This window comes from Pedobacter sp. GR22-10, assembly GCF_026239715.1.
Lineage (GTDB): Bacteria > Bacteroidota > Bacteroidia > Sphingobacteriales > Sphingobacteriaceae > Pedobacter.
Window position 1 is genome coordinate 1,485,230 of sequence record NZ_JAPIVR010000001.1, and the last position, 19,747, is coordinate 1,504,976.

Here is a 19,747-nt window from a genome sequence, read left to right on the forward strand (position 1 = left end):
GCTTATTTTTCTGTTCTTATGATTTCAATAGCCATTGATAACTCATCCATGAGCTGACTAGGGCTACCCGAATAGCCTTCGGAGCTATACCTTACTTCACCATTTTTCACAATGATCTTACGGGGAATCCCGGATGACTGGAACAAAGGAATCAGACTTCTAAATACCTTATTTTGCTCACCATTTTCACCAATGGCATCATGTAATAAGTTAAACCGGAAACCCTGGCTCTTAACAAAGTCAACTGATTTCTTTTTGTAGTCGCCAAATTGCATGGTGCCAATCATGTATACGGCAACCGACGGGTCCTTCGCATATTTATCAATCAGCAACTGCATTCCCGGAAAAGCCATAATACACGGACGACACCAGGTAGCCCAAAAATCGATTACCACGATCTTGTCTTTCCAATCGCTGGAGTTGACCATTTTGCCTTCAGCATTCTCCAGGGAAAAAGGAATCAGCGGATGCTTTACCATATTTTCCATTACGTGAACGCGCATTGCATCCACGGCGTCTGAAGAATTTAATGAAGCAAGGTATTTGTCATAATCTTGAGTGCTCCCGTTGTGCTCTGCCAAATAGATTGTCTTGAGGCGATCAAACATCAGCGGGGTTACAGCCATGTTTTTCACACTGGCCTCCAGTAAGGGTTTAATCTTATCTGTCTGTTTTAATTGGTCAAGAAGATACAAATGGATCTCGTTTAGTTCTGCACTGGCATAACGTTTCTGATCTGAAAGATATCCAATATATTCCAACCCTTCATCGTAAGCACCAGCAGCTTTACACAAGGACACATGGCTGAATATACGTTCGCTCAATTGCTGCGCTACATTGTTATTGATCAGGGAGTCATTGCCGCTAAAATCTTCTGCATAAGAACCATCATTTTTTAATTTAAACAGCACAGGCATAATCTTCCGGCTCAAAGGCAGAACAGCTTTCTTCTCAGCCTCAGAACCTATCATTTCCATCTTGGTTACATTGAAGCGGTAAACCTCATTTGCGGTTTTAAAATCGAAATCATTAAATAAGGCAAGAAATTTATCGTATGCTTTCTGCCTAAAATAAGCAGTTGCTAATCCACGGTATACCTCATAATAAATGTAAGCCTGCCCGTCCGGATTTTTGCGCCATTCCACGATTGGAAATTCTGCCAGAAATTGCTCTAAGGCCCCTGTCATTTTTGCTTTATCGGGTTCCTGTAAAGCCTGCTGATAGCGAATAAACCTTGCCATTTTACCTTTCGGGAAACGGCTTAGGATCTCCGATTTCAGTTGTTCAGACCGCAATTCGTCCTTAGCTATAAACTGATAATAGCGCTGAATGTTGGACAACTGATCCTCCTTAAGCTTTGCGCCCGGAATTTGTGATTCCTTTTTCAATAAAGCCTCGACGGTTGCAGCATCATTTTGAGGACTAGCAAACGGGCTTAATTCCTGTTCGGCCATATAGAGCAGTGCCTCTCCAAGGTAGTTACCTGGCACAACTTTCTTTTTAGGACTCAAAACCCGGCTAAAGAACCCCTTTCCGTTATTATTATCTTTCGCATCCGGATGGTCTGCGCTTCCCTGAAAAAATCTTAAGGCGAAAAAGGAAACTTCTGCAGGCAATAGCAAACTGCCTGTCCAGGACCCGTTTACTTTTTTAAGCGTCAGCGGCTGTGCTTTCCATTGCGAAGCATTTTGAAAAAGAAGCGCTACGGCCGATACTTCATCACTAAATTCAAGGTCGGTTCCTTTGGCACTATAATTTATAGATACGGGTTTACCTGCAGTAGGTGCAGCAGGGCTTAATGTTAAACCATTACCCTGTTGTGCATAAGTAAATATGGCAAACAGGGCTAATAAAGCAGTAAAAAGTGTTTTTTTCATTTATCTGGGACTTTGTTGTATTTCAGGATTGAGATTAAGCACAGCAGGGGCAATCGGGTATATAAATCTGTTGCTACCCGGACTTAAAGTATATTGCTGCCCCTGGAAGGTACGCACATAAGGCTTTGCGAACTCAGGGTCGAGGTTTAACCTGCGCTGATCGAACCAACGCAACCCCATTCCCATAAATTCCCTCCGGCGTTCGTTGATGACAGCCGGAAGAAGATCAGCAGGATTTGAGATCACCAGATCCTGGTAATCTGCGGCTTTTATCCTCGTTTTTCTAAGTTTGTTTAACCACTCCAGCGTTTTGGAGGTATTACCCGCCCGGGCATATACTTCTGCATTGATCAGCATCATTTCTGGTACAGACAGACCGGTCTGGCAAGAAAACTCGTTAAATTGCGGACGGATGTATGCAATGCCCGGCACATCATTACTGGTACCGGTAAACAGTTCCAACCTTGCATCTCCTGAAGGAAACAAGCTGAGGAGTTCCGGGTTCAGCTCAGACATAAACGTACCGGCAGAAATCTTCGATAAAAGAATTTCCGGATCATCCAATCGTCTTGGAAAGCTTACTGTATTACCAATGTAATTTTCCAGCGTCTTGAGTGAGCTGTTTATCGCCAGGGCTTTATCAGCATATTCTCCTGCAAGCGTGAAGTTTCTCATATACAAATACGTTCTTGACAATAAGGCATATGCAGAAACTTTCGCGGCGTGGCCATTATTCGTTGCCGTAGCGGGCAATGACGGGATAGCCTCCTGAAGGTCTGATAAGATCTGCTTATAGACAATATCCAGGTTGCTCCGGTCTAACTTTAGGAACAGATCCGGGGTTTTCAATAAAGGAATCCCGACCTGGGTTTGAGCTTTCGACGGATCATAAACCTCGCCGTATTGATTCGCCAGCATCAGATACGCAAACGCCCTTTGAACTAAAGCATCTGCATAGATTTGTTTCTTTTGCGTTTCAGTCCCTTTAAGACTAGACATTACACTGTAAATAACTTCATTACAAGTGTATATGGTTTTATATAAATTGCCCCAGCCAATGTCTGTCTGGGTATCACCATAGTAATTTGATCCCCATACATAGGCGGCCTTAAATTCAGCGTTTAAAGAGTTTTGATGGTTTTCATCAGTAGTCGCCATGTCATCGTTGCTCACAAATGGAAGAATATAAGACTTCTCCATAGTGGACCTGTCATTCATGACGAATTGAAAATCATCTGTGTATTTTAAGGTACGCTGACCGAATTGTTCTACCTCAACATACTTTCTGCAAGATGAGCTGACTGTTAGGATAAACAATGCAACCCAGATTTGATAAGTTAATGCTTTCATTTTAAATATTTTGATACGTTTGTTAAAACGATGTGTTTACACTGATAAAAAATGCTTTCGCAGGAGCCAGGTTATTGTAATTGCTGCTGGCCAAATAACTTGGATCAACTCCGTATTTGTTCTTGCGCCAGATCAACCCCAAGTTTCTGACACTTGCATTGATTGAAGCCGACTTAAAAGGTGTCTTTTTCAACAGTTCATTCCTGAAAGAATAACCTAATGAGACCTGTTGAAGCCGAATATAGCTTCCACTCATGGTCAAAATATCTGAGTTTTTATACCTGTCTATACTATTGGATGAAATGTCTTTCAAGCCCGGAACATTGGTAAGCTTTTCATCACCAGGCTGACGCCAGCGTAAAGCCAGATCAGACTGCATGCCTATGGATCCCTGGTAAGGTGAATAATCCGGATAGCCTTCTACAGACGGTTTTCTAACCACGTTGCCCATCGAATAAGCAATTCTGACACCCAACGTAAACTGCTTATACCTAAAGTCGTTATTAAAACCGCCAAAATAAGGAGGTGTAGTCCTGCCCATGTATACCAGGTCATCCGCAGTTAATTTATTGTTTCCGATGTCAGTGCCGATGATGTCTCCATTTTTATTATAGATCTGTGACTGACCTTTGTCATCCAGTCCAGCCCATCTGTAAGCATACATATAATCCATAGGTAAACCAACCGTAGGCGTAGAAGAACCAACCAGGTTACTGGTTACAGCCTTTTTTAGCCTGTTGTCCGTAACTTCATTTGTATTATAAGAGAAATTAAAAACCGAATTCCATGAATAATCCCTTTGGCTAACTACATTCACCTGCATGCCTAATTCAAAACCATGACTTTTCATACTTGCACTGTTGAATTGCAAAGAAGTCCAGCCATAGGTTGAGTTGTAAGGAAAGGTATATAAAATGTCTGATGTGTTTTTATTATAAGCGTCGATGCTAAAGGACAGGCGGTTTTGTAGCAGGGCAAAATCCACCCCAAAGTTCAGGGACTTCACTTTCTCCCAGGAGATCTGGTTATTTGCAGGACTTGAAATCTGTGCAATCGTCTCATTTGTTTGGTTGTCGGTGCTGGTATTAATCACCACAACGTTACCTGATCCGGTAGGTAAAGTTCCGCCCACACCATAAGTTAACCTGAAATCCAAAGCATTCAGCCAACTAATGTCCTGAACGAAATTCTCCATTTTGGCATTCCATTTTATACCGGTAGACCAAAGTGGCTTTGCCCGCTGATTACGTGCAGCTCCCGTAATCGTAAAATCATCAAAGCGAACACTTCCCGATGCTACATATTTCCCTTTCAGAAAAGACAGTCCAACGTTCGAATAATAGGACAATGCCCTCTTAATACCCTTTTTCAACGGATTATCAGCATTAATTGTGTTCGTGTAATCTTCAACTGTATTGTAGGGCACAGTTGGGTTAAAAGCCTTATCCTGATAAATATCCTCATTAAATCCGTAACGGTACTGCTCAGAAGACTGATAGCTGTTCTGCCGGATCTCTGCCCCTCCCAGGAAAGCAATGTTCAAAAGGTCTCTAATGTTCCGGTCTACATTCAGCTGAGACCTCAATGTATATTCCCAGGAATTATAATTGATAAGCCCCAGTTTTCCGCCATAAGGAATACCGTATACAAGCTTTCCTTCATCATTGATGGTTGTTGCAAAATTTAACAGATCACGAACGTCATAACTATCTGCCCGGTCCAGATTTTCCGTATCTTCGATATTACGCTGCAACATTCCGGATACGGCGAAGTTGACTCCATTAACAATTCTTGTGTCGACACCCATATTGAACCTTAAGCGGTTGGATTGCGTATTGTAGTGCGTTTTATCCAACTCGTCCAAAGCAGAATATGTCCATGGTAGATAACCTTTATTTAAAAAGTCCTGCATGACTTCATCCCTATATTTGATGGATCTTGCAATGTTATTTCCATTGGCGTCGCGAAGTAACTGGTATGGCTTTAATCCTTTCATTCCATTCCCCATTGCGTTCTGCGCAGCTGGATTGTTTAGTGTGCTGGAGTAGTTATAATTCAACCCGAAAGTAAGGTTCACCCTGTCATTAAACAATTTATTGCTCAGATTGGAATTCACAAAGAAACTCTCTGCTTGATTTCCTCTAAATACAGGCACATCTTTAGTGTAGTTGGTCGATACATAATAACTGCTTTTATTGGCTCCACCTGATAAAGACAGGTTGTATTGCTGGGAAACCGCCCTTTGCAGCAGGAAATCCCTGATCTGGCTTTTATTATCAATCTGTCCGAGCGCAGCCAGCGCAGCATCACGTTCTCCCACCGTTGCCGTTCCCCGGTCCACCTTAAACATCCACTCTAAGGCCTCGCTTTGCGGTGCGTTGTTATTAAAACTCATCCAGCTTGGCGTATCGGCCGGATCCAGGATAAATCCCAGCCCTTTTAGTTCACGTTCCAGATCGATATACTGCGCGCTGTTCATTGTCTTTATATTGTTCAGATCAGCGGGAGACGAAACACTAAGGTTGGTACTAAAATTAATTGAAGGGGGTGTATTTCTCCCTTTTTTAGTTTCAATCACAATTACCCCGTTAGCCGCCTTGGCACCCCATATTGATGAGGCTGCAGCATCCTTAAGGATCGTAATGCTTTCGATATCATCAGGGTTGAACCTGTTCAGTACTGCCCCTGCACTGGTACCATTTCCTGAAGAGACCTTCGATAACTCACCACGGCTGTCCTCATTTTCCATTAAAGGGAATCCATCAATTACAATTAAAGGACTCTTTGGAGATAAATTGCCGAAGCTGTTATTGCCACGAATACTAATGCTATTGGTTCTAAGATCAACCTGAACGCCTGGTGCCATTCCCTCCAGTTTTTCAAGGATATTCACGGAAGGCACCTTTTTTATATCTTTAGCTTTAATCACCTCAAAAGCACCAGTCGCACGGTCCTTAGGTAATTTGGTATACCCGGTAGACACTACTTCCACTTCATCCAGTGTATTATTTTCACTATAAAGTACGGCGTTTACTACATTACCTTTTCCCAACGTCATTTTTTGTGGTTGCATGCCCACATAGGTAAATACAATGGCGTCGGCTTTTTCAAGTAAACGCAAGGTGTAACTTCCATCACTGCTGCTAATTACCCCCACCCTTACTGACATTCCTTCGGGAAACACTGTTGCCCCAATCAGTGGCTTTCCATTTTGATCTGTAACTTTTCCAGTTATAATTCTGTAATTAGGCGCTGGTATCTTTTGCCTGGCAGCTTCTAACTGCTTTTCGTCTTCCCGTAAATCCCTGACAATGGTATAATAATTCTCCTGAACATACAGGAAAAGCAATTTATTGGGGTAAAGTATCGCCTTCAGTACGCTATCCACAGTTTTCGATTTTGCCAGGGGAAGTTTTAGGCTTACCATCTTGTTATCCACCAGGCCTGCCTGGTAAGAAAATTTAGTGCCATAAGTTTTCTGAACTTCAGAAAGTGCTTTCTGCAGGGTCATTTGCTCCTGCGCCAATACAGAACGCATGGAGGTTACAATGAGCAGAAAGCCCAGGATAAATAGTAGTTTTGTTTTCATTTAGTTTGGTTTGGTTTAGTTTGTTGAGGTTAATCTATTTCATACGGTAAGGTCTATGTCTACTCATGCGTAATCAGGAGTTGATTTTTATTGATGATAACTTTTACATCAAATACTTTTTTAATTACAAAAAGGATGTCTTCTGCACTACCTGAAGGGACTGCGCCCGAAAGTCGTTTACCTTTGAGATCATCAGCATGTATGGTCACCTCGTAACCATAGGTATCTTCGAGTATTTCGGCAATGTCGTTTATCGTATAGCCTTCCACATTGAGCTCTTTTTTTGTCCAGGACTCACTTGCAGCCGCAACTTTTTGTGTTTCTTTAAGAATCTGTTTGCCATCGTATACCAATACATCGCCCGGCTTCATGATCCTGGAGAAAGCAAATGGTCCCTTCTTTTCAATTCTCAGGCCTCCAGTCAGCAAAGCGATCTCCGTACGACCTCGTCTATCTTTAATGTTAAACTTAGTACCCAATACAGTCAGCTCTAAACCGTTTACGTGAACCTTAAATGAGTCGGCCTGCTGAAATCTGTTTTTTAGCGCCACGTGCTTCACTGCAAATGCAGCTTCACCCTCCAGCCATATTTCCCTAGGTTTATCAGAACGCCAGTTGCGTATATAGTGAATCCGGCTATTACCGTTTAACATCACATCAGATGAATCGGGAAGTGTCGCACTGCGCAATTCTCCGTAATCAGATCGGACCACCTGTTTTCCTTGCTGCATCAGTTCAGCGATAGTAAAATAAACGGCTAAGCCTGCAGCGATGGCAGACATCCATTTGCCTGCACGTTTAAGCGGCATCACATAAGAACGTTCCAAATGATCGTGTCTCGCAATCCTTTCGCTGATTTGTCCCCAGATGGATTCAGCACTATTTTGAGCAGTGTATATTTGCTGACCATGTAACATCAGTATCCAACTTTCCGCTTCTGCCATTTCTTTTTCCCTGTCGGGATGTGCCGATACTACCTTTTGCCAAAGCATTTTACTGGCTTGGTCAGGATGCAAAACGTATTGTATGAAGTTTTCATCGTCAAAGAAATCCAGCGCACTATAGCTGCTGTAATCAGTTGCTTTCAAGTTATTCATGATTTATTAATGTTATATACACATAGAATTCACATTTTACCCCAAGCAACTCATTTATTTTTTGAGTGGAGTAAAAGAGCTGGTAAGTGCAGTTACTTTCTGGAGAGATTCAGCAGGTAAAGTATCAGTAAGTAATCAAACCTTGGCAGGTGTTGCTTTAGCGAATCAATCGCCCTGTAAAGTAGTTTGTAGGTTGCTTTTGTAGAAAGTTGCATCACATCCGCAATTTCATTAAAATCCATTTCCTCAAAATAACGAAGGTGAATAACCTCCCGCTGGCGAGGCGTCATTTTATCAAGTGCAATTGCAAGATTTTCCTGAATCTTCCTGGTTCGCTCAGCACTGATCATGCGATGATCATGGCCCAGTTCAATATTAAAGGCTATTTTTTCTTCTGTCGCAGGAAAAGCCATAATCTTTGGTAAATAATCCAATTTTCGGATTAAACGCCTTCTGAAAGCCTTATAAATATAATTTTTTACAGAATTTGTAGCATTGATTTTTTCTCTGTCAATCCAAAGCTTAACAAACAGATCCTGTATAATGTCCTCTATAAGATGATCGTCTGGTGTAAATTTATGACCATAATTAAAGAGCAATTCGTAATAAGCATCAAATATAAATTTCAACGCACGCTCATCACCGTACCGAAATTCATCCCATGCCTTTTGCTCACTGGTCATATTTTAGTTGGCTGTTTATAAAAAATAATCGGAAGCATATTCAAAGATGAAAAAATGTTTTGAGGAACAATTAAAAATCAAAAAATTGTTTGCAAACCAGCAGGAATGACCTCGATAACTGCAACCATAGATGGATACGAAAGGGATAGGTCAGAAAAGAAGCATCAGTTGGCTACAACTCTTCTAAATTCAGCATCTATCAAATCCTTTTTAATAAAGTATCTACGGCTCCCAAAGTACGGGAGATCATACGACAACAAATTCTTTCACGGAAGATATGTGAACAGAAAAGCAAGAATAATTGAAAAGGCAAGCGGAATACCGTTTGCGGAATTTGTGATTAAAAATATAGTTAAATCATTGAAGATGACAAACTCCGTATTGGCAATAAAGAGTTCGCCAATAATGCCAATCTATTCGATAGTCTTGGGAAAGCCTATCATACAAATAGGTAATACGAATTGGCATTAAATGGCTACGGGCAAGCCATAAGTCTCGGTGAGGCAACTGGAAATTCAGGAAAAACGGCAGAGCAATTAAGAAAATTACAGGTAAATAAGTATTGTCTGGTTTCCATTCAAAGAAACTAAAAACTAATGTGAAGGTGCCGTATAAGCAACCTCGTCTTTAGTTGGTTTCCTGTGCCAATAAGAAGCAAGCAAGGAACCTGTAATATTCATTAAAGGACCGAATACTGCAGGAGCAAGTCCAACAGTGGCCATTTTGCCCATCTCTTTGGCTATGGCCGATGCTAACCCGCCGTTCTGCATGCCCACCTCAATAGCCATAGTTCTGCAGTCACGTTCCTCCATTTTAAATAACCTCCCTGACCAATAACCTAAAACATATCCGGTCAGATTATGAATCAGTACAAGTAATATTAATTTGAACCCTATATCCAATAAACTGTTATGCCCTGCAGCTGTGATAATCATGATGATAAACGCAATCCCAGACATAGATATTAAAGGCATAATTTTTTCAACCCACTGTTGCTTATGCCGCAATAATCGATTAAATATTAAACCTAAAACAATCGGTACAATCACCATCTTGGCAATATCGAACATCATATTTTCAACATTGATGTCAATAAATGCTCCCGCAAGCATTTTCATCAGTAATGGCGTTATCAATGGTGCCAGTAATGTTGAAACGGCTGTGATCGTAACCGACAAGGCAAGATTGGCCTTTGCCAGGTATGATATCACATTTGAGGCCATTCCGTTAGGCGAACACCCAATTAAAATAATCCCGGCAGCAATCTCAGGCTTAAACCCGCTTATACTGGCCAAGGTCAACCCCAGTAAGGGCATGATTAAAAAATGACTGAAAACACCAATGAATACTCCTTTAGGCATTTTTAATACGTTTACAAAATCTTTCACATGCATAGATGTCCCCATACCAAACATAATGATTTGGATCAAGGGAGTAATGAGCAATGCAAATTTAAAACCGTGATATGAGATAAAATAGTCAGGATAACTTAAAGATGTCGTCACTGCTGCACAGATCAGCAATGTAAAACTAAAGCCCTTTAATAAGGTAAAATTCCTAAAGCCAATCGTCAGGAATAATAAGGCAACAATAATTTCCGGCACTGCTGTCCGAAAACCGGAACTAAAGCAAATGATCATGGCCATAATTAACAAGGAAGCCGCCATAACCAAAACGATCCTGGAAAGATTTGGTTTAAGGCCTTTACCGTCGATATGTTTACTGTTCCCGTGTTTTTCCATATATTTTTAGAAGACTGATGGCCACGCCACAAATTATCTTTTTTGAATACTGAGATTCTATTGATGCATGCCAGTGACATCCTTTAACATCATGGATACAAACGAAATAGACGCAACAATGTTGCCCTCAGATATGGCATGGCAAAATTATCTTTTTAGCAAAAGAAATGAATAGTTATGGTTGGCACCGGAAATACCATTTACACGACATTTATTCAACCGCAACCAACCACCGGAGCCAAAGGCCGGCAATAAGCACCTTGCCGGAAAGCTGTGGAAACGATGAAATCAAAATTGAAAGACAGCCCCTGATACAAAAGGTCAGAAGACCAGACCTTCCAAAGGTACTGTTCTGGGACTTTGATTTCGAGAAACTGGACTGGAGCAGGAGTTACAAAACAGTTATCGAACGGGTGCTTGATAAAGGCGATACAATGGATTGGGAGGTGATGATCAGGTTTTATGGTAGAGAAAACGTAATCCGAGCCCTCAAAGAAGACATCACCTATCTTTCTGATATGGCCATGGAGGCCGTTTGTAAATATTTTCAGTTGAGCAAAGAAAAACTCAGATGTTACACAAAGAAACAGTTACACCAGGGACACTGGATCTGATCCAGACACTGATGCAAGACCATCAGCTCAACTCCTTTTACCTTGTTGGAGGTGCCGCACTATCTTTAAGGATTGGCCATAGGGAATCCATGGATATCGGACTTTGATGGTGACGGACTCGCCGTACATTTTAGGAACACCTATGGCGCAGATGTAAAACGCCACAAGGGCAACTATGTAAGTGTTAGCATTGGCAAAGTTGATTTTGATTTTATCCCGCACAAGTACCCGTCTCTCAGGCGAATAGAAACAATCGAAGGCATAAGCATGATGTCCAATCAGGATATATCGGCCATGAAAATCAATGCAATTGTGAATAGCGGACAAAGGATCAAGGATTTTATCGATATGCATTACCTGTTAATGGAAATGCCTTTGAATGAAATATTTGATTACTACTGCCAAAAATACCCAATGTAAATCCTAACACTGCTAAGTCGTCTTAATGTACCATAACGATATCGACTTTAATGTTCCAGTAAAACTAATAGACACAAAGCTAAAATGGCGGGATGTGCAGGGAAGTATTTCAAAGGCGGTACATGAATATACCCGTCTATTAGAAAGCAGGGAATTATACCGTAAGCTTCAGGAAGCAAAAAATAGCCAGAAAAATGACCGTGGCAGAGGGATGAGTCGCTAGATTTGCACAAGATAGCTTATCACAATTCGTGATAAGCTATCTTATCTTAAGGTACCAAATCGGCAACTTAAGATATGAAGTATTTTAATTGGCTCAAAAGACAAAATGAGTTGCGGTTGACGGAGTGTAATTTCCGATTTTTACTATTTGCTATTATTACTATTTAGATAATTCTCAAATACCTCCTCAATTATTCGGTCGATATTTGTCCTGTCTGCACCATCCCAGTACCATTGTACCTCTGACCTATTAAGGTCATCTTTTGCAAAATACAGCAAATAAAAGTCCATGTATTCTTGTTCCATATCCAGTGCTATACATATGTCCTTAATATCTTTTAAGGTCGAAAGGTACTTCGACGGTTCATTTTTGGTAGACGAAATAATGTAATAGATATAATTCCTAATCATCTGCGGCTTATCTTCATAGTCGAGATCAAGATCAGCCAAAACTTTATTTGTTAGTCTTTGAAGTTCAAACTGATGATAAGGCCTGGTTATTCCTGCAAGAATATATAGATTATCTGATTCGTAGCCTGCTTGGATCATTTCTAAAGCCCAATCGACCCAGCCCTCATCAATGTCCTCGTTAAAAGCCTTTTTCATCAAGACCCTGTAAGTTGAAATAACCTTGTGGGGAAAATTAGTCATAGGTTATATTACTTGTAAATACACATTCTTGTTCGTTGGTCTGCTCATCAAATATGCTTCCGTTAACACGCACAGTATAATATTGATGCAATGGTTTAAAGGTTTCGTTCTCAATACTTGGTGTTAGCATCAAGATATCGCTGAAAAATCTTTTTCCTTTAATTCTTCGAGTAAGCCGAACCTTAAGCTTGTTACCATCACGTTCAGAAATGATTTCACCAAAGAGATTGCCGGCATTCCATTCAACTGGTTCGATAACCACTATTTTTACAGGCCTGCTCATTTTTGTGTGTTATCACTTTGTTCTATAATTCTTTCTGGGCAAATGCCCTCTCTTCTATCTTTAAAGTCACTCCCCTGGTTAAAGGATTTCTGACAGTCTAAACAAACTATTTTGTTTCCCATTATATGAAACTAAGAATCTTTTAATTAGTGAAATGCCTTTGCAAATAACTTATCTGCAAAATTCAGATTTTAAGGTTTTATTATCAGTCGTTTAGTGTATAACTTAAGCACTATTTGCTGTGCTTAGATTTATTTATGCTGATTTTGCTTATAATCTTCTTCTCGGTTTCTGTCTGTATCACATTGATGATCAGGTTTGGGTCAATATTAAGTATGTAAGCTAAGCGCAACACTTCGGAAACGGTAAACTTTTCAGGGTCAGCTAACTTCACAGAATACCTTTCTGAATTGATACCTAAAAGTTTGATTATCTTAGTTGGGTACAACTCAGAAATATCGTATATCTTTTTGATTTTGTTGGTTTCGAACATTGCGCTTATTGACGAAAGGTCTTTCTCGGGACTACTATTTTTGTTCTTCCAATTAGCCATAATAATGCGTTTATAACTAAAGTCGTCAATAGATTACTATTCATTTATGTTTATATTTTTCCAAAATTCATTTATGTCTGGTACCTTAACAGATACCATCAGGTTTTCGGCGAACGCCTTATTGTCGTATTGTTGTAATATAAATTTACAGTTGCCATTTCTGAAACCAACAAGGTCTCCGCCGTCCCATTCTATTTCAAAACCCAGTTCTTGAAATAGCTGTTTTGATTTGTCAAAGTCTTGTCCCGAAGGAATAAACGGCTCAATAGATAGATAACTCATATTTATATAGTTTGTCTCCTAATTGTTAGGTCAAGACCTAATGTTTTTATCATTTTTGTTTTGTTGTCAACTATGTCTCTGTTATTTGCAGAAAGTTGTCTTGCAATTATCGCTAACGGCTTGCAGCTTTGCGAATTTTTGGTTTACCTGCACCAATAATCCACAGCACTAACTTAATAATAAATACCTAAACCCGCAAAGCGCCCGTCGCCAAAAGATTTTTAAAACTGCGGTTACGAGTAGTTGCAATGGCCGGAACTTTGTTATTGATCTCATTGCTCAGTATTTGCGATATTTTATTGATTTCAGACTATGATAATTTTGGTCGATTTCCCCATATTTGCTGGATTTTTTAGGTCAGCATTAAAGATTATTTAATTATCCTGTCATTGCAATTTTAGGTCAATTGAAACCCCAATTTCGGAATGCGATTTATTAGGTCAGAAAGTTTTTTTCGCCGATTTTACGTATGTTTTTTTTCTTAAGTCTACCAGAAATTTCGCCCATTTGGTCAGCAGTTTACGATAGGTCAATCTTGCCTTTCATTAACCATTGTGTTTTTGGTCGGGCAATTACTAGTAATGTTTTGGCGCTTGGCGAAGAAGCGGATTTCGAAGCACAAAACTGTCAACCCAGCACAAGAGTTGCTACGAGGTAGAATGTTCAATTAACCACCGAACCCGCTTTTTTGCCAAATGCCTGTTAGTTTATTTTACTTTTTCAGCACCCCACATTTCTGCTAAGCTTTCATTGACCTTCCGTTGGGATAGTGCCTTACCAATTGAATTGGTAAGGCGCCTGTTTTAGACCAATATTGCCATCAAAATGACCTTTTTTATCCATTATATAACGTCCAATTTTGTATGTAAAGGTAGTTACTAATATATCTAAAAATATGGATCAAAAATATGATTATATAGTCCTGGGAGCTGGCTCTGCGGGCTGTGTTCTGGCAAATCGACTGTCAGCGGATAAAAGCAACAGGGTACTTCTGGTTGAAGCTGGCCCCGAAGATAATACGATGTTCATTAAAATACCTATGGGTTTTGGTGTTCTCGTGGGGAGTGAAAAATATGCCTGGCATTATCGCACCAAAACCTTCGGAAAAGCCAACATTTATGAGGAATGGGCTCGTGGTAAGACGCTTGGCGGTTCCAGCGCGATTAATGGAATGGTTTACAACAGAGGAACACAGCCGGACTGGGATGGCCTTGCAGCAGCCGGAGGTGCAGATGACTTCGCCTGGAAACATATTGTTGAACACTACAAGAAAATAGAAGACAATCGTCTCGGAGCTACCTTTACCCGCGGAAAAGGTGGCCCTTTGGGTATCGGCCCCGTCTCGGATCCCGACCCATTGATGGAAGCTGTAGTTGAGGCAGGCACAAAAGTTGGATTGAAGAGGCTTGTGGATGTTAATGAATCTGATGAAGAAAGAATCGGGCATGCCATGTGCAACATCAAAAATGGTCAAAGAGTTAGCGCGGCCCATGCATTTCTGGATCCGGTGCAAAATAGAGAAAATCTGACTATTGTTACTGAAACTGTGGCAGGAAAATTAATTTTTAAAGGGAACAGAGTGATTGGTGTACAAGTATCACACAAAGGGAAAACGGAAGAAATATTTGCTGAAAAAGAGGTGATCCTTTCATTAGGTGGAATAAAGTCACCTAAAATACTGATGAACTCCGGGATAGGTCCGGCAGAAGTTTTGAAGAAGGCCGGGGTAGAAGTAAGACTTGATCAGCAGCATATCGGCCGACATTTGGTAGAGCACAGAAATCTTATTTTAAAATACAGGCTTAAGGAAAACCTTGGAATGAACAGACATATTAATAATCTATTCGGACAAGCCGTTTCAGGACTTAAATATTTTATCTCTGGAAAAAAGGGCATTATGGCGAAGCCTGCCTATCAGGTAATGGGGTTTTGTAAATCAACTCCAGAAAAGGAGCGTGTAGATGCGCAGATGCTATTATCGCCTTTTACAGTAAACGAATATGCTCCGGGGCAATCACCAACAATAGAAAAATGGGGAGGCGTACAGGCTATAGGTTATCCTTTGCGCCCAACTTCAGAAGGATATCTGGAAATCACTGGAAAAGATGTTCATTCTGAATTATATATTGATCCCAACTACTGTGCTACTGACCACGATAAAGACATTCTTGTAAACCTTTATTCCAGACTTCGGAACTTGTTCGCTACACAGCCCATTGCAGACTATCTTGATCATGAAACACTGCCAGGCGTAGGTATGGTTTCTCCAGAGGATCTTATCAATCTGGTCATTGACAAAGGTTTCTGTGGATACCATGCTATTTCCACTTGTAGAATGGGTCCTAATGATGACGATCCGGTGGATGGAAAACTTCGCCTGAGAGGTTTTGAAGGAATCAGGATTATGGATTGCTCCATACTTCCAACTATGGTATCAGGCAATGGAAACGGTCCGATGATGGTAATGGCTTCCAGAGCAGCAGAGATCATTTTATATGATAAATAATATATAATTAGTTTATTATCTAGTTGTAAATGTCCTTCCATTTGAGATATTCAAAATCTAACAAATGAAGGGACGTTTATTTATTACCGAAAAAGACTGGTTACTGAAATTCAGTTGACCGGATATTTCTGCCACATTTACGTTTGTATTGAACAGTAGGTCTCTGGGATACCTCATTACGGATTCTTCGATTATGTCAGGGGTTGTCAAGCCTTGGGTCGATGTTACAGTAATTGGCATGCTAACAACATCATAAAGATCTTTCCCGTTTGATCACATATTTTCCGGAAATGAGTTTGAACGTGGTGAAACGTTCTTTTTGCTGCAATTCTTCAACATTCATGTCTTTTTCATTCAGTAACTTCTTGTTCACATATACCTTCGAATCCGAGGGCAATCTTATAATGGCTGTTGTACCCATCGGAACAGTAACATTCATCCGAAAGCCATCGGCATTATTTTGAAATGAGGTACTGATCATCCCTTTAATCGTTGGTACGGTAAGGTTTGCTGAGGTAAAAGTGGCGGGTTGAGGTGCTATCCAAAAAGTTTTATAACCGGCATCAAGGGGTTTAACGCCAAACAAATATTGCGCAATAACGATTTGAGCCCCCCCGCTCCAGGCATGGTTGGTTGTGCCACCTCCAAATCCATTTTCGCCAATGCCCCAACCTTCAAATAAGGTGCTATAGTTAGGGTTGTTAACCATTTCTGCAAAGCGTTTTTTGGTTCTGTCCATGGCATATTTTCCCTCGCCCATAACAAACAGTGCCTCCATTACATATTTTTCCATATAGGGGCTTGCATGTAATTCTGTTTTCAACGATGATAAAATATCAGCGTATTTTGACGAATCGGCTATACCCGCGATAACTGCTAAGGCTTGCACCCGGTCATCGGTTTTTTCATTGTACAAAGGATGGCGGTAAGCGTGCCCATTCCAGCATTTATTGTATCCGGCCTTCACCCGGTCCATAACCTGCCGATAATCTGCGGCATCTTCACTATACCCAAGCACATCTGCCATTTTGGAGGCGCCATCCAAAGCAAGGTAATGCCATCCGGCCATAATCAGCCTCAAGTCTTTGTTATCGCCCCAGTCTCCCCAAAGCCAACCGCCATTACGTAAAACGGTAAGGCCGGTTTCGTCCGTTTTCCATAAATCCAGGTACTTTTTTACAGCCGGGTAAACGTCTTCTATAAGCTTGCGGTCGCCAGTGTTCATATAGTAATTCCAAAAGCCGTAATGGCCAATACTCGTAAGCATCTGGTCGGGCAGTTCCTGATTAAAATTACCCGGAATTGGCGCAAATAACTCACCTCCGGGACGCTGCCATGCCGCCAGTTCACGTATAGCTTTGCGCATCAATGCATGTGTGGAGGTTGAATAGGTATAAAAACTTTCGCCCATCAACAAAACAGCATCTCCCCACCATTGTGCACGTTCCCTGTCAGGGCAATCAAAATAATTATCGCGCATGTTAAGGTATAAAGTACGCTTAGCCTTTTTCCAAAACAGGTTATAAAACTCATCACTGCAAGCAAAAGCACCCTCAGGTTCTGCATTATAGCCGGTTTCGCGATATTTAACTGATATTACCTTTACGCCTTTCGGAACAATGAGCAGTATGTTCTCGCCGTTTAACCATCCGTAAGATTCATATTTCTGAAAACCTTTTGCAGTGATATACTCCGCCCTTATATTGTCTGTTCCACCGGCTACACTATGGTCAGTATTAATTTTAATTAAATGCCCTCCTTTATCATCCAGAACCGAGATTATCGGGGTCATTTGCATATTGTACGGCAAAGCGCCTACAATTGTATCTGCGCTGGCCCCCTCATGGCGTTCAAATTTAATTTCCTTTATACCAAAATCCTTCCATTGGGGTATAGGGCGTTCAACCAGTTTATTCCAGGGTGCATCGCCCGGGAGGCCAATTTTTTCTGCAGCGCTAAAGCCTTCCAATGAATTTAACGGTGCCGTTTGCCAGCCTGCAATATCCTTGCGGGCATCAAAACGAATATTTGATTCCGCAAGGCGGAAATTGGGTAAAGGGATATCTGTGTCCCCGTAAGCAGGATGAATACGGCACAACCATTTATCGTCACTATTTAATTCTGACTGCTTTGCATTCATACTAAAATAAAGCCCGGCACGCCCGCTGCCTACGTGCGAAAAACCATCTTTACCAAAGTACCAAAGTAGTACAGCAATTTGGTTTTTGCCTTTTTTTAGGTAGGTCCCAAGGTTTACTTTATCGCAATAGGTATCATTAGGATTAGGCCCGCGTTTTAGCCCACCTTCAAATACCACAAGTTTGCCGTTTATCCAAAGCCAATATTTGGTATCGGCAGCAATGGTAGCTAAGACCTGTAGCGGTTTGTTTTTGATCATGATATCCCGGCGAAACGCCATCCAGGTGTTGGGTTTGTTTATCCCCTGCTGTGCTTTAGAAATCCAATAACCTGATGTTCCTTTTTCCTGCGCGAATGCCGGTTGGCTTACCATGATCAGTAGAAAAGCAATAAATAAATAATTTCTATAAACCCTGGTTATCAGTTTTTTTGATGGCGATTTTAGCTTATTTTTCTTCATATTATGATTCTGGTAATTCTACGGACGAACACCCGCCGTTCATTTGATTACCGGCATGGCATTAAGAATTACTTTTTATATTTACTATTTAAAGAAACAGTAAATATAAGTAGTATAATGGGAATGCATGTTACTTATTTTATAGCCTGCATGCTGTGCCAACTTTGGATTAAGGCGCATTTCCGTATTCGGGGTTAGAAGCAATAACCTGAATCTTTGGATTCAACTAATATCATTACATATAGGAAACGAACTTAGAAATTTTTCACTTGTTTATATTAGTACTTCAGTGACTTCAACTGAAATATAATATGCTATTAAATATCAAATCAATAACTTATACATGTTTATACAACAATTGTTCTTTCAAAATTAGTTAAATCATGTCAAAATAACTGGTGCCCAATATAAAATGATTATTAGCTATTATTTATAACTTGCTCATTTATATCATCTGGCTTGCAGGTTGTTCATCCGATTTTATAAGCGCAGTAAGCTGGGAGAAATGTTCTTCTGAAAAATATGTCTTTATCAGTTTCAGAAAATCACCTGTAAACTGAGGATTGAATTTTGGCCGGCCCGCATCGGGATTATATGGGATTTTTGGGGATAGCAATGCCGTAGCATCTTCAACTTGGTCAGGGCTTTTCTGTTTGGCCTTCCATTCCTCGAAAGTTTCACGGGGATGTAGAATTTCATCAATTTCATTGACCAGCTCGCTTAAGAACTTGTCCCTGATTTTCAGAGAATCATTCAGGCTTTCTACAAACTCATCGCCTATATAAATATCTTTGTAGTCTGATTGCAGGTTGTTAACGATAAACAAATATTGAAGCTGTATCGAAAAAATAAAGTTTCTGGGATATTCATCTTTAAACTCATTATAATGCTCATGGAAATTTGTCCATATTAGCTTAAACATTTCCTTTAATTTTTTGATCTGTTCAAATTCTCTTTTTAAACTGGTGTCGTTAAGGGACAGCAGGTCAATTAAAGCCATTTCTTTTAATACCCTGATTTCACTTTTATAGGTAAAAGAATCATAATAGTGGGTTTCGTGCACAAGGCTGTAAGCTGGCTTATTTCCATCTTGGTTTATTGGGCTCTTCAGTTCACTTTGTTAATGAGAAGGAGATTAAAGGTTCGTAAACGAGTTAAAAAATTCGCTAGATTCTGCATAATTGAACAAAATTTTGGCGCTTATTCTTAATATATATTGATAATTTACGCCATTATGTTAATTTAGTATCATAAGAAATTAAGCATTTTTTATGAATAC

16 protein-coding genes are annotated in these 19,747 nt (G+C 40.4%); 4 read left to right on the forward strand and 12 right to left on the reverse strand.

Annotated features, from left to right (window positions below; genetic code table 11):
- Nucleotides 1-2: 2 nt before the first annotated feature.
- The 6 genes from OQX64_RS06420 to OQX64_RS06445 all read right to left on the reverse strand — a co-directional run bounded on the left by OQX64_RS06420 (nt 3) and on the right by OQX64_RS06445 (nt 10,338).
- A complete protein-coding gene (locus OQX64_RS06420) occupies nt 3-1,877 on the reverse strand; it encodes a TlpA family protein disulfide reductase (protein ID WP_265818091.1) in 1,875 nt (624 codons plus the stop codon).
- Entirely contained in the window at nt 1,878-3,227 is a 1,350-nt protein-coding gene (locus tag OQX64_RS06425; protein WP_088301744.1) for a RagB/SusD family nutrient uptake outer membrane protein, read from the reverse strand.
- A 22-nt stretch (nt 3,228-3,249) separates the two neighbouring features.
- Nucleotides 3,250-6,816, reverse strand: a complete 3,567-nt coding sequence (locus tag OQX64_RS06430; protein ID WP_265818092.1) for a SusC/RagA family TonB-linked outer membrane protein — start codon at nt 6,814-6,816, stop codon at nt 3,250-3,252.
- 59 nt (nt 6,817-6,875) lie between these two features.
- Nucleotides 6,876-7,913: a FecR family protein gene (locus OQX64_RS06435; RefSeq protein ID WP_265818093.1), complete on the reverse strand. Its 1,038-nt coding sequence runs from the start codon at nt 7,911-7,913 to the stop codon at nt 6,876-6,878.
- 92 nt (nt 7,914-8,005) lie between these two features.
- On the reverse strand, nt 8,006-8,596 hold the full coding sequence (locus OQX64_RS06440; RefSeq protein WP_088301747.1) for an RNA polymerase sigma factor: 591 nt from the start codon (nt 8,594-8,596) through the stop codon (nt 8,006-8,008).
- Between the two features lie 593 nt (nt 8,597-9,189).
- On the reverse strand, nt 9,190-10,338 hold the full coding sequence (locus tag OQX64_RS06445) for a bile acid:sodium symporter family protein (RefSeq protein WP_265818094.1): 1,149 nt from the start codon (nt 10,336-10,338) through the stop codon (nt 9,190-9,192).
- Between the two features lie 167 nt (nt 10,339-10,505).
- Here OQX64_RS06445 and OQX64_RS06450 point away from each other — a divergent pair, with 167 nt between their 5' ends.
- The 3 genes from OQX64_RS06450 (at nt 10,506) to OQX64_RS06460 (ending at nt 11,595) form a co-directional block, all read left to right on the forward strand.
- The gene (locus tag OQX64_RS06450) at nt 10,506-10,952 is read left to right on the forward strand and encodes a DUF6922 domain-containing protein (RefSeq protein ID WP_265818095.1); all 447 of its coding nucleotides are present in this window, start codon (nt 10,506-10,508) and stop codon (nt 10,950-10,952) included.
- Nucleotides 10,953-11,024: 72 nt separating this feature from the next.
- The gene (locus tag OQX64_RS06455; protein ID WP_265818096.1) at nt 11,025-11,372 is read left to right on the forward strand and encodes a hypothetical protein; all 348 of its coding nucleotides are present in this window, start codon (nt 11,025-11,027) and stop codon (nt 11,370-11,372) included.
- Between the two features lie 25 nt (nt 11,373-11,397).
- Nucleotides 11,398-11,595, forward strand: coding sequence for a hypothetical protein (locus tag OQX64_RS06460; protein ID WP_265818097.1), 198 nt, complete (start codon nt 11,398-11,400; stop codon nt 11,593-11,595).
- A gap of 143 nt (nt 11,596-11,738) precedes the next feature.
- On the opposite strand, the gene OQX64_RS06465 is transcribed toward OQX64_RS06460, so the two are convergent.
- From OQX64_RS06465 to OQX64_RS06480, 4 genes are all read right to left on the reverse strand, one after another.
- Nucleotides 11,739-12,245 (reverse strand): hypothetical protein, encoded by a 507-nt coding sequence (locus OQX64_RS06465; RefSeq protein ID WP_265818098.1) that lies wholly within the window; start codon nt 12,243-12,245, stop codon nt 11,739-11,741.
- Nucleotides 12,238-12,528: a hypothetical protein gene (locus OQX64_RS06470; RefSeq protein WP_265818099.1), complete on the reverse strand. Its 291-nt coding sequence runs from the start codon at nt 12,526-12,528 to the stop codon at nt 12,238-12,240. Before OQX64_RS06470 ends, OQX64_RS06465 begins: the two co-directional genes overlap by 8 nt.
- Before the next feature lie 232 nt (nt 12,529-12,760).
- Complete coding sequence (locus tag OQX64_RS06475; protein WP_265818100.1) at nt 12,761-13,081, reverse strand: hypothetical protein; 321 nt, start codon at nt 13,079-13,081, stop codon at nt 12,761-12,763.
- A gap of 36 nt (nt 13,082-13,117) precedes the next feature.
- A complete protein-coding gene (locus OQX64_RS06480; RefSeq protein ID WP_265818101.1) occupies nt 13,118-13,363 on the reverse strand; it encodes a hypothetical protein in 246 nt (81 codons plus the stop codon).
- Between the two features lie 895 nt (nt 13,364-14,258).
- Here OQX64_RS06480 and OQX64_RS06485 point away from each other — a divergent pair.
- Nucleotides 14,259-15,869: a GMC family oxidoreductase gene (locus OQX64_RS06485; protein ID WP_265818102.1), complete on the forward strand. Its 1,611-nt coding sequence runs from the start codon at nt 14,259-14,261 to the stop codon at nt 15,867-15,869.
- A gap of 250 nt (nt 15,870-16,119) precedes the next feature.
- Here the strand turns inward: OQX64_RS06485 and OQX64_RS06490 are convergent, their stop codons facing one another.
- Nucleotides 16,120-18,468 (reverse strand): alpha-L-rhamnosidase C-terminal domain-containing protein, encoded by a 2,349-nt coding sequence (locus tag OQX64_RS06490; RefSeq protein ID WP_265818103.1) that lies wholly within the window; start codon nt 18,466-18,468, stop codon nt 16,120-16,122.
- 445 nt (nt 18,469-18,913) lie between these two features.
- Nucleotides 18,914-19,531, reverse strand: a complete 618-nt coding sequence (locus OQX64_RS06495; RefSeq protein ID WP_265818104.1) for a hypothetical protein — start codon at nt 19,529-19,531, stop codon at nt 18,914-18,916.
- Between the last annotated feature and the right edge of the window lie 216 nt (nt 19,532-19,747).

Bases quoted from the DNA above. Each gene is read 5' to 3' on its own strand.
- OQX64_RS06420 (WP_265818091.1), bottom strand. From the start codon at position 1,877: ATGAAAAAAACACTTTTTACTGCTTTATTAGCCCTGTTTGCCATATTT.
- OQX64_RS06425 (WP_088301744.1), bottom strand. From the start codon at position 3,227: ATGAAAGCATTAACTTATCAAATCTGGGTTGCATTGTTTATCCTAACA.
- OQX64_RS06430 (WP_265818092.1), bottom strand. From the start codon at position 6,816: ATGAAAACAAAACTACTATTTATCCTGGGCTTTCTGCTCATTGTAACC.
- OQX64_RS06435 (WP_265818093.1), bottom strand. From the start codon at position 7,913: ATGAATAACTTGAAAGCAACTGATTACAGCAGCTATAGTGCGCTGGAT.
- OQX64_RS06440 (WP_088301747.1), bottom strand. From the start codon at position 8,596: ATGACCAGTGAGCAAAAGGCATGGGATGAATTTCGGTACGGTGATGAG.
- OQX64_RS06445 (WP_265818094.1), bottom strand. From the start codon at position 10,338: ATGGAAAAACACGGGAACAGTAAACATATCGACGGTAAAGGCCTTAAA.
- OQX64_RS06450 (WP_265818095.1), top strand. From the start codon at position 10,506: ATGAATAGTTATGGTTGGCACCGGAAATACCATTTACACGACATTTAT.
- OQX64_RS06460 (WP_265818097.1), top strand. From the start codon at position 11,398: ATGTACCATAACGATATCGACTTTAATGTTCCAGTAAAACTAATAGAC.
- OQX64_RS06465 (WP_265818098.1), bottom strand. From the start codon at position 12,245: ATGACTAATTTTCCCCACAAGGTTATTTCAACTTACAGGGTCTTGATG.
- OQX64_RS06470 (WP_265818099.1), bottom strand. From the start codon at position 12,528: ATGAGCAGGCCTGTAAAAATAGTGGTTATCGAACCAGTTGAATGGAAT.
- OQX64_RS06475 (WP_265818100.1), bottom strand. From the start codon at position 13,081: ATGGCTAATTGGAAGAACAAAAATAGTAGTCCCGAGAAAGACCTTTCG.
- OQX64_RS06480 (WP_265818101.1), bottom strand. From the start codon at position 13,363: ATGAGTTATCTATCTATTGAGCCGTTTATTCCTTCGGGACAAGACTTT.
- OQX64_RS06485 (WP_265818102.1), top strand. From the start codon at position 14,259: ATGGATCAAAAATATGATTATATAGTCCTGGGAGCTGGCTCTGCGGGC.
- OQX64_RS06490 (WP_265818103.1), bottom strand. From the start codon at position 18,468: ATGAAGAAAAATAAGCTAAAATCGCCATCAAAAAAACTGATAACCAGG.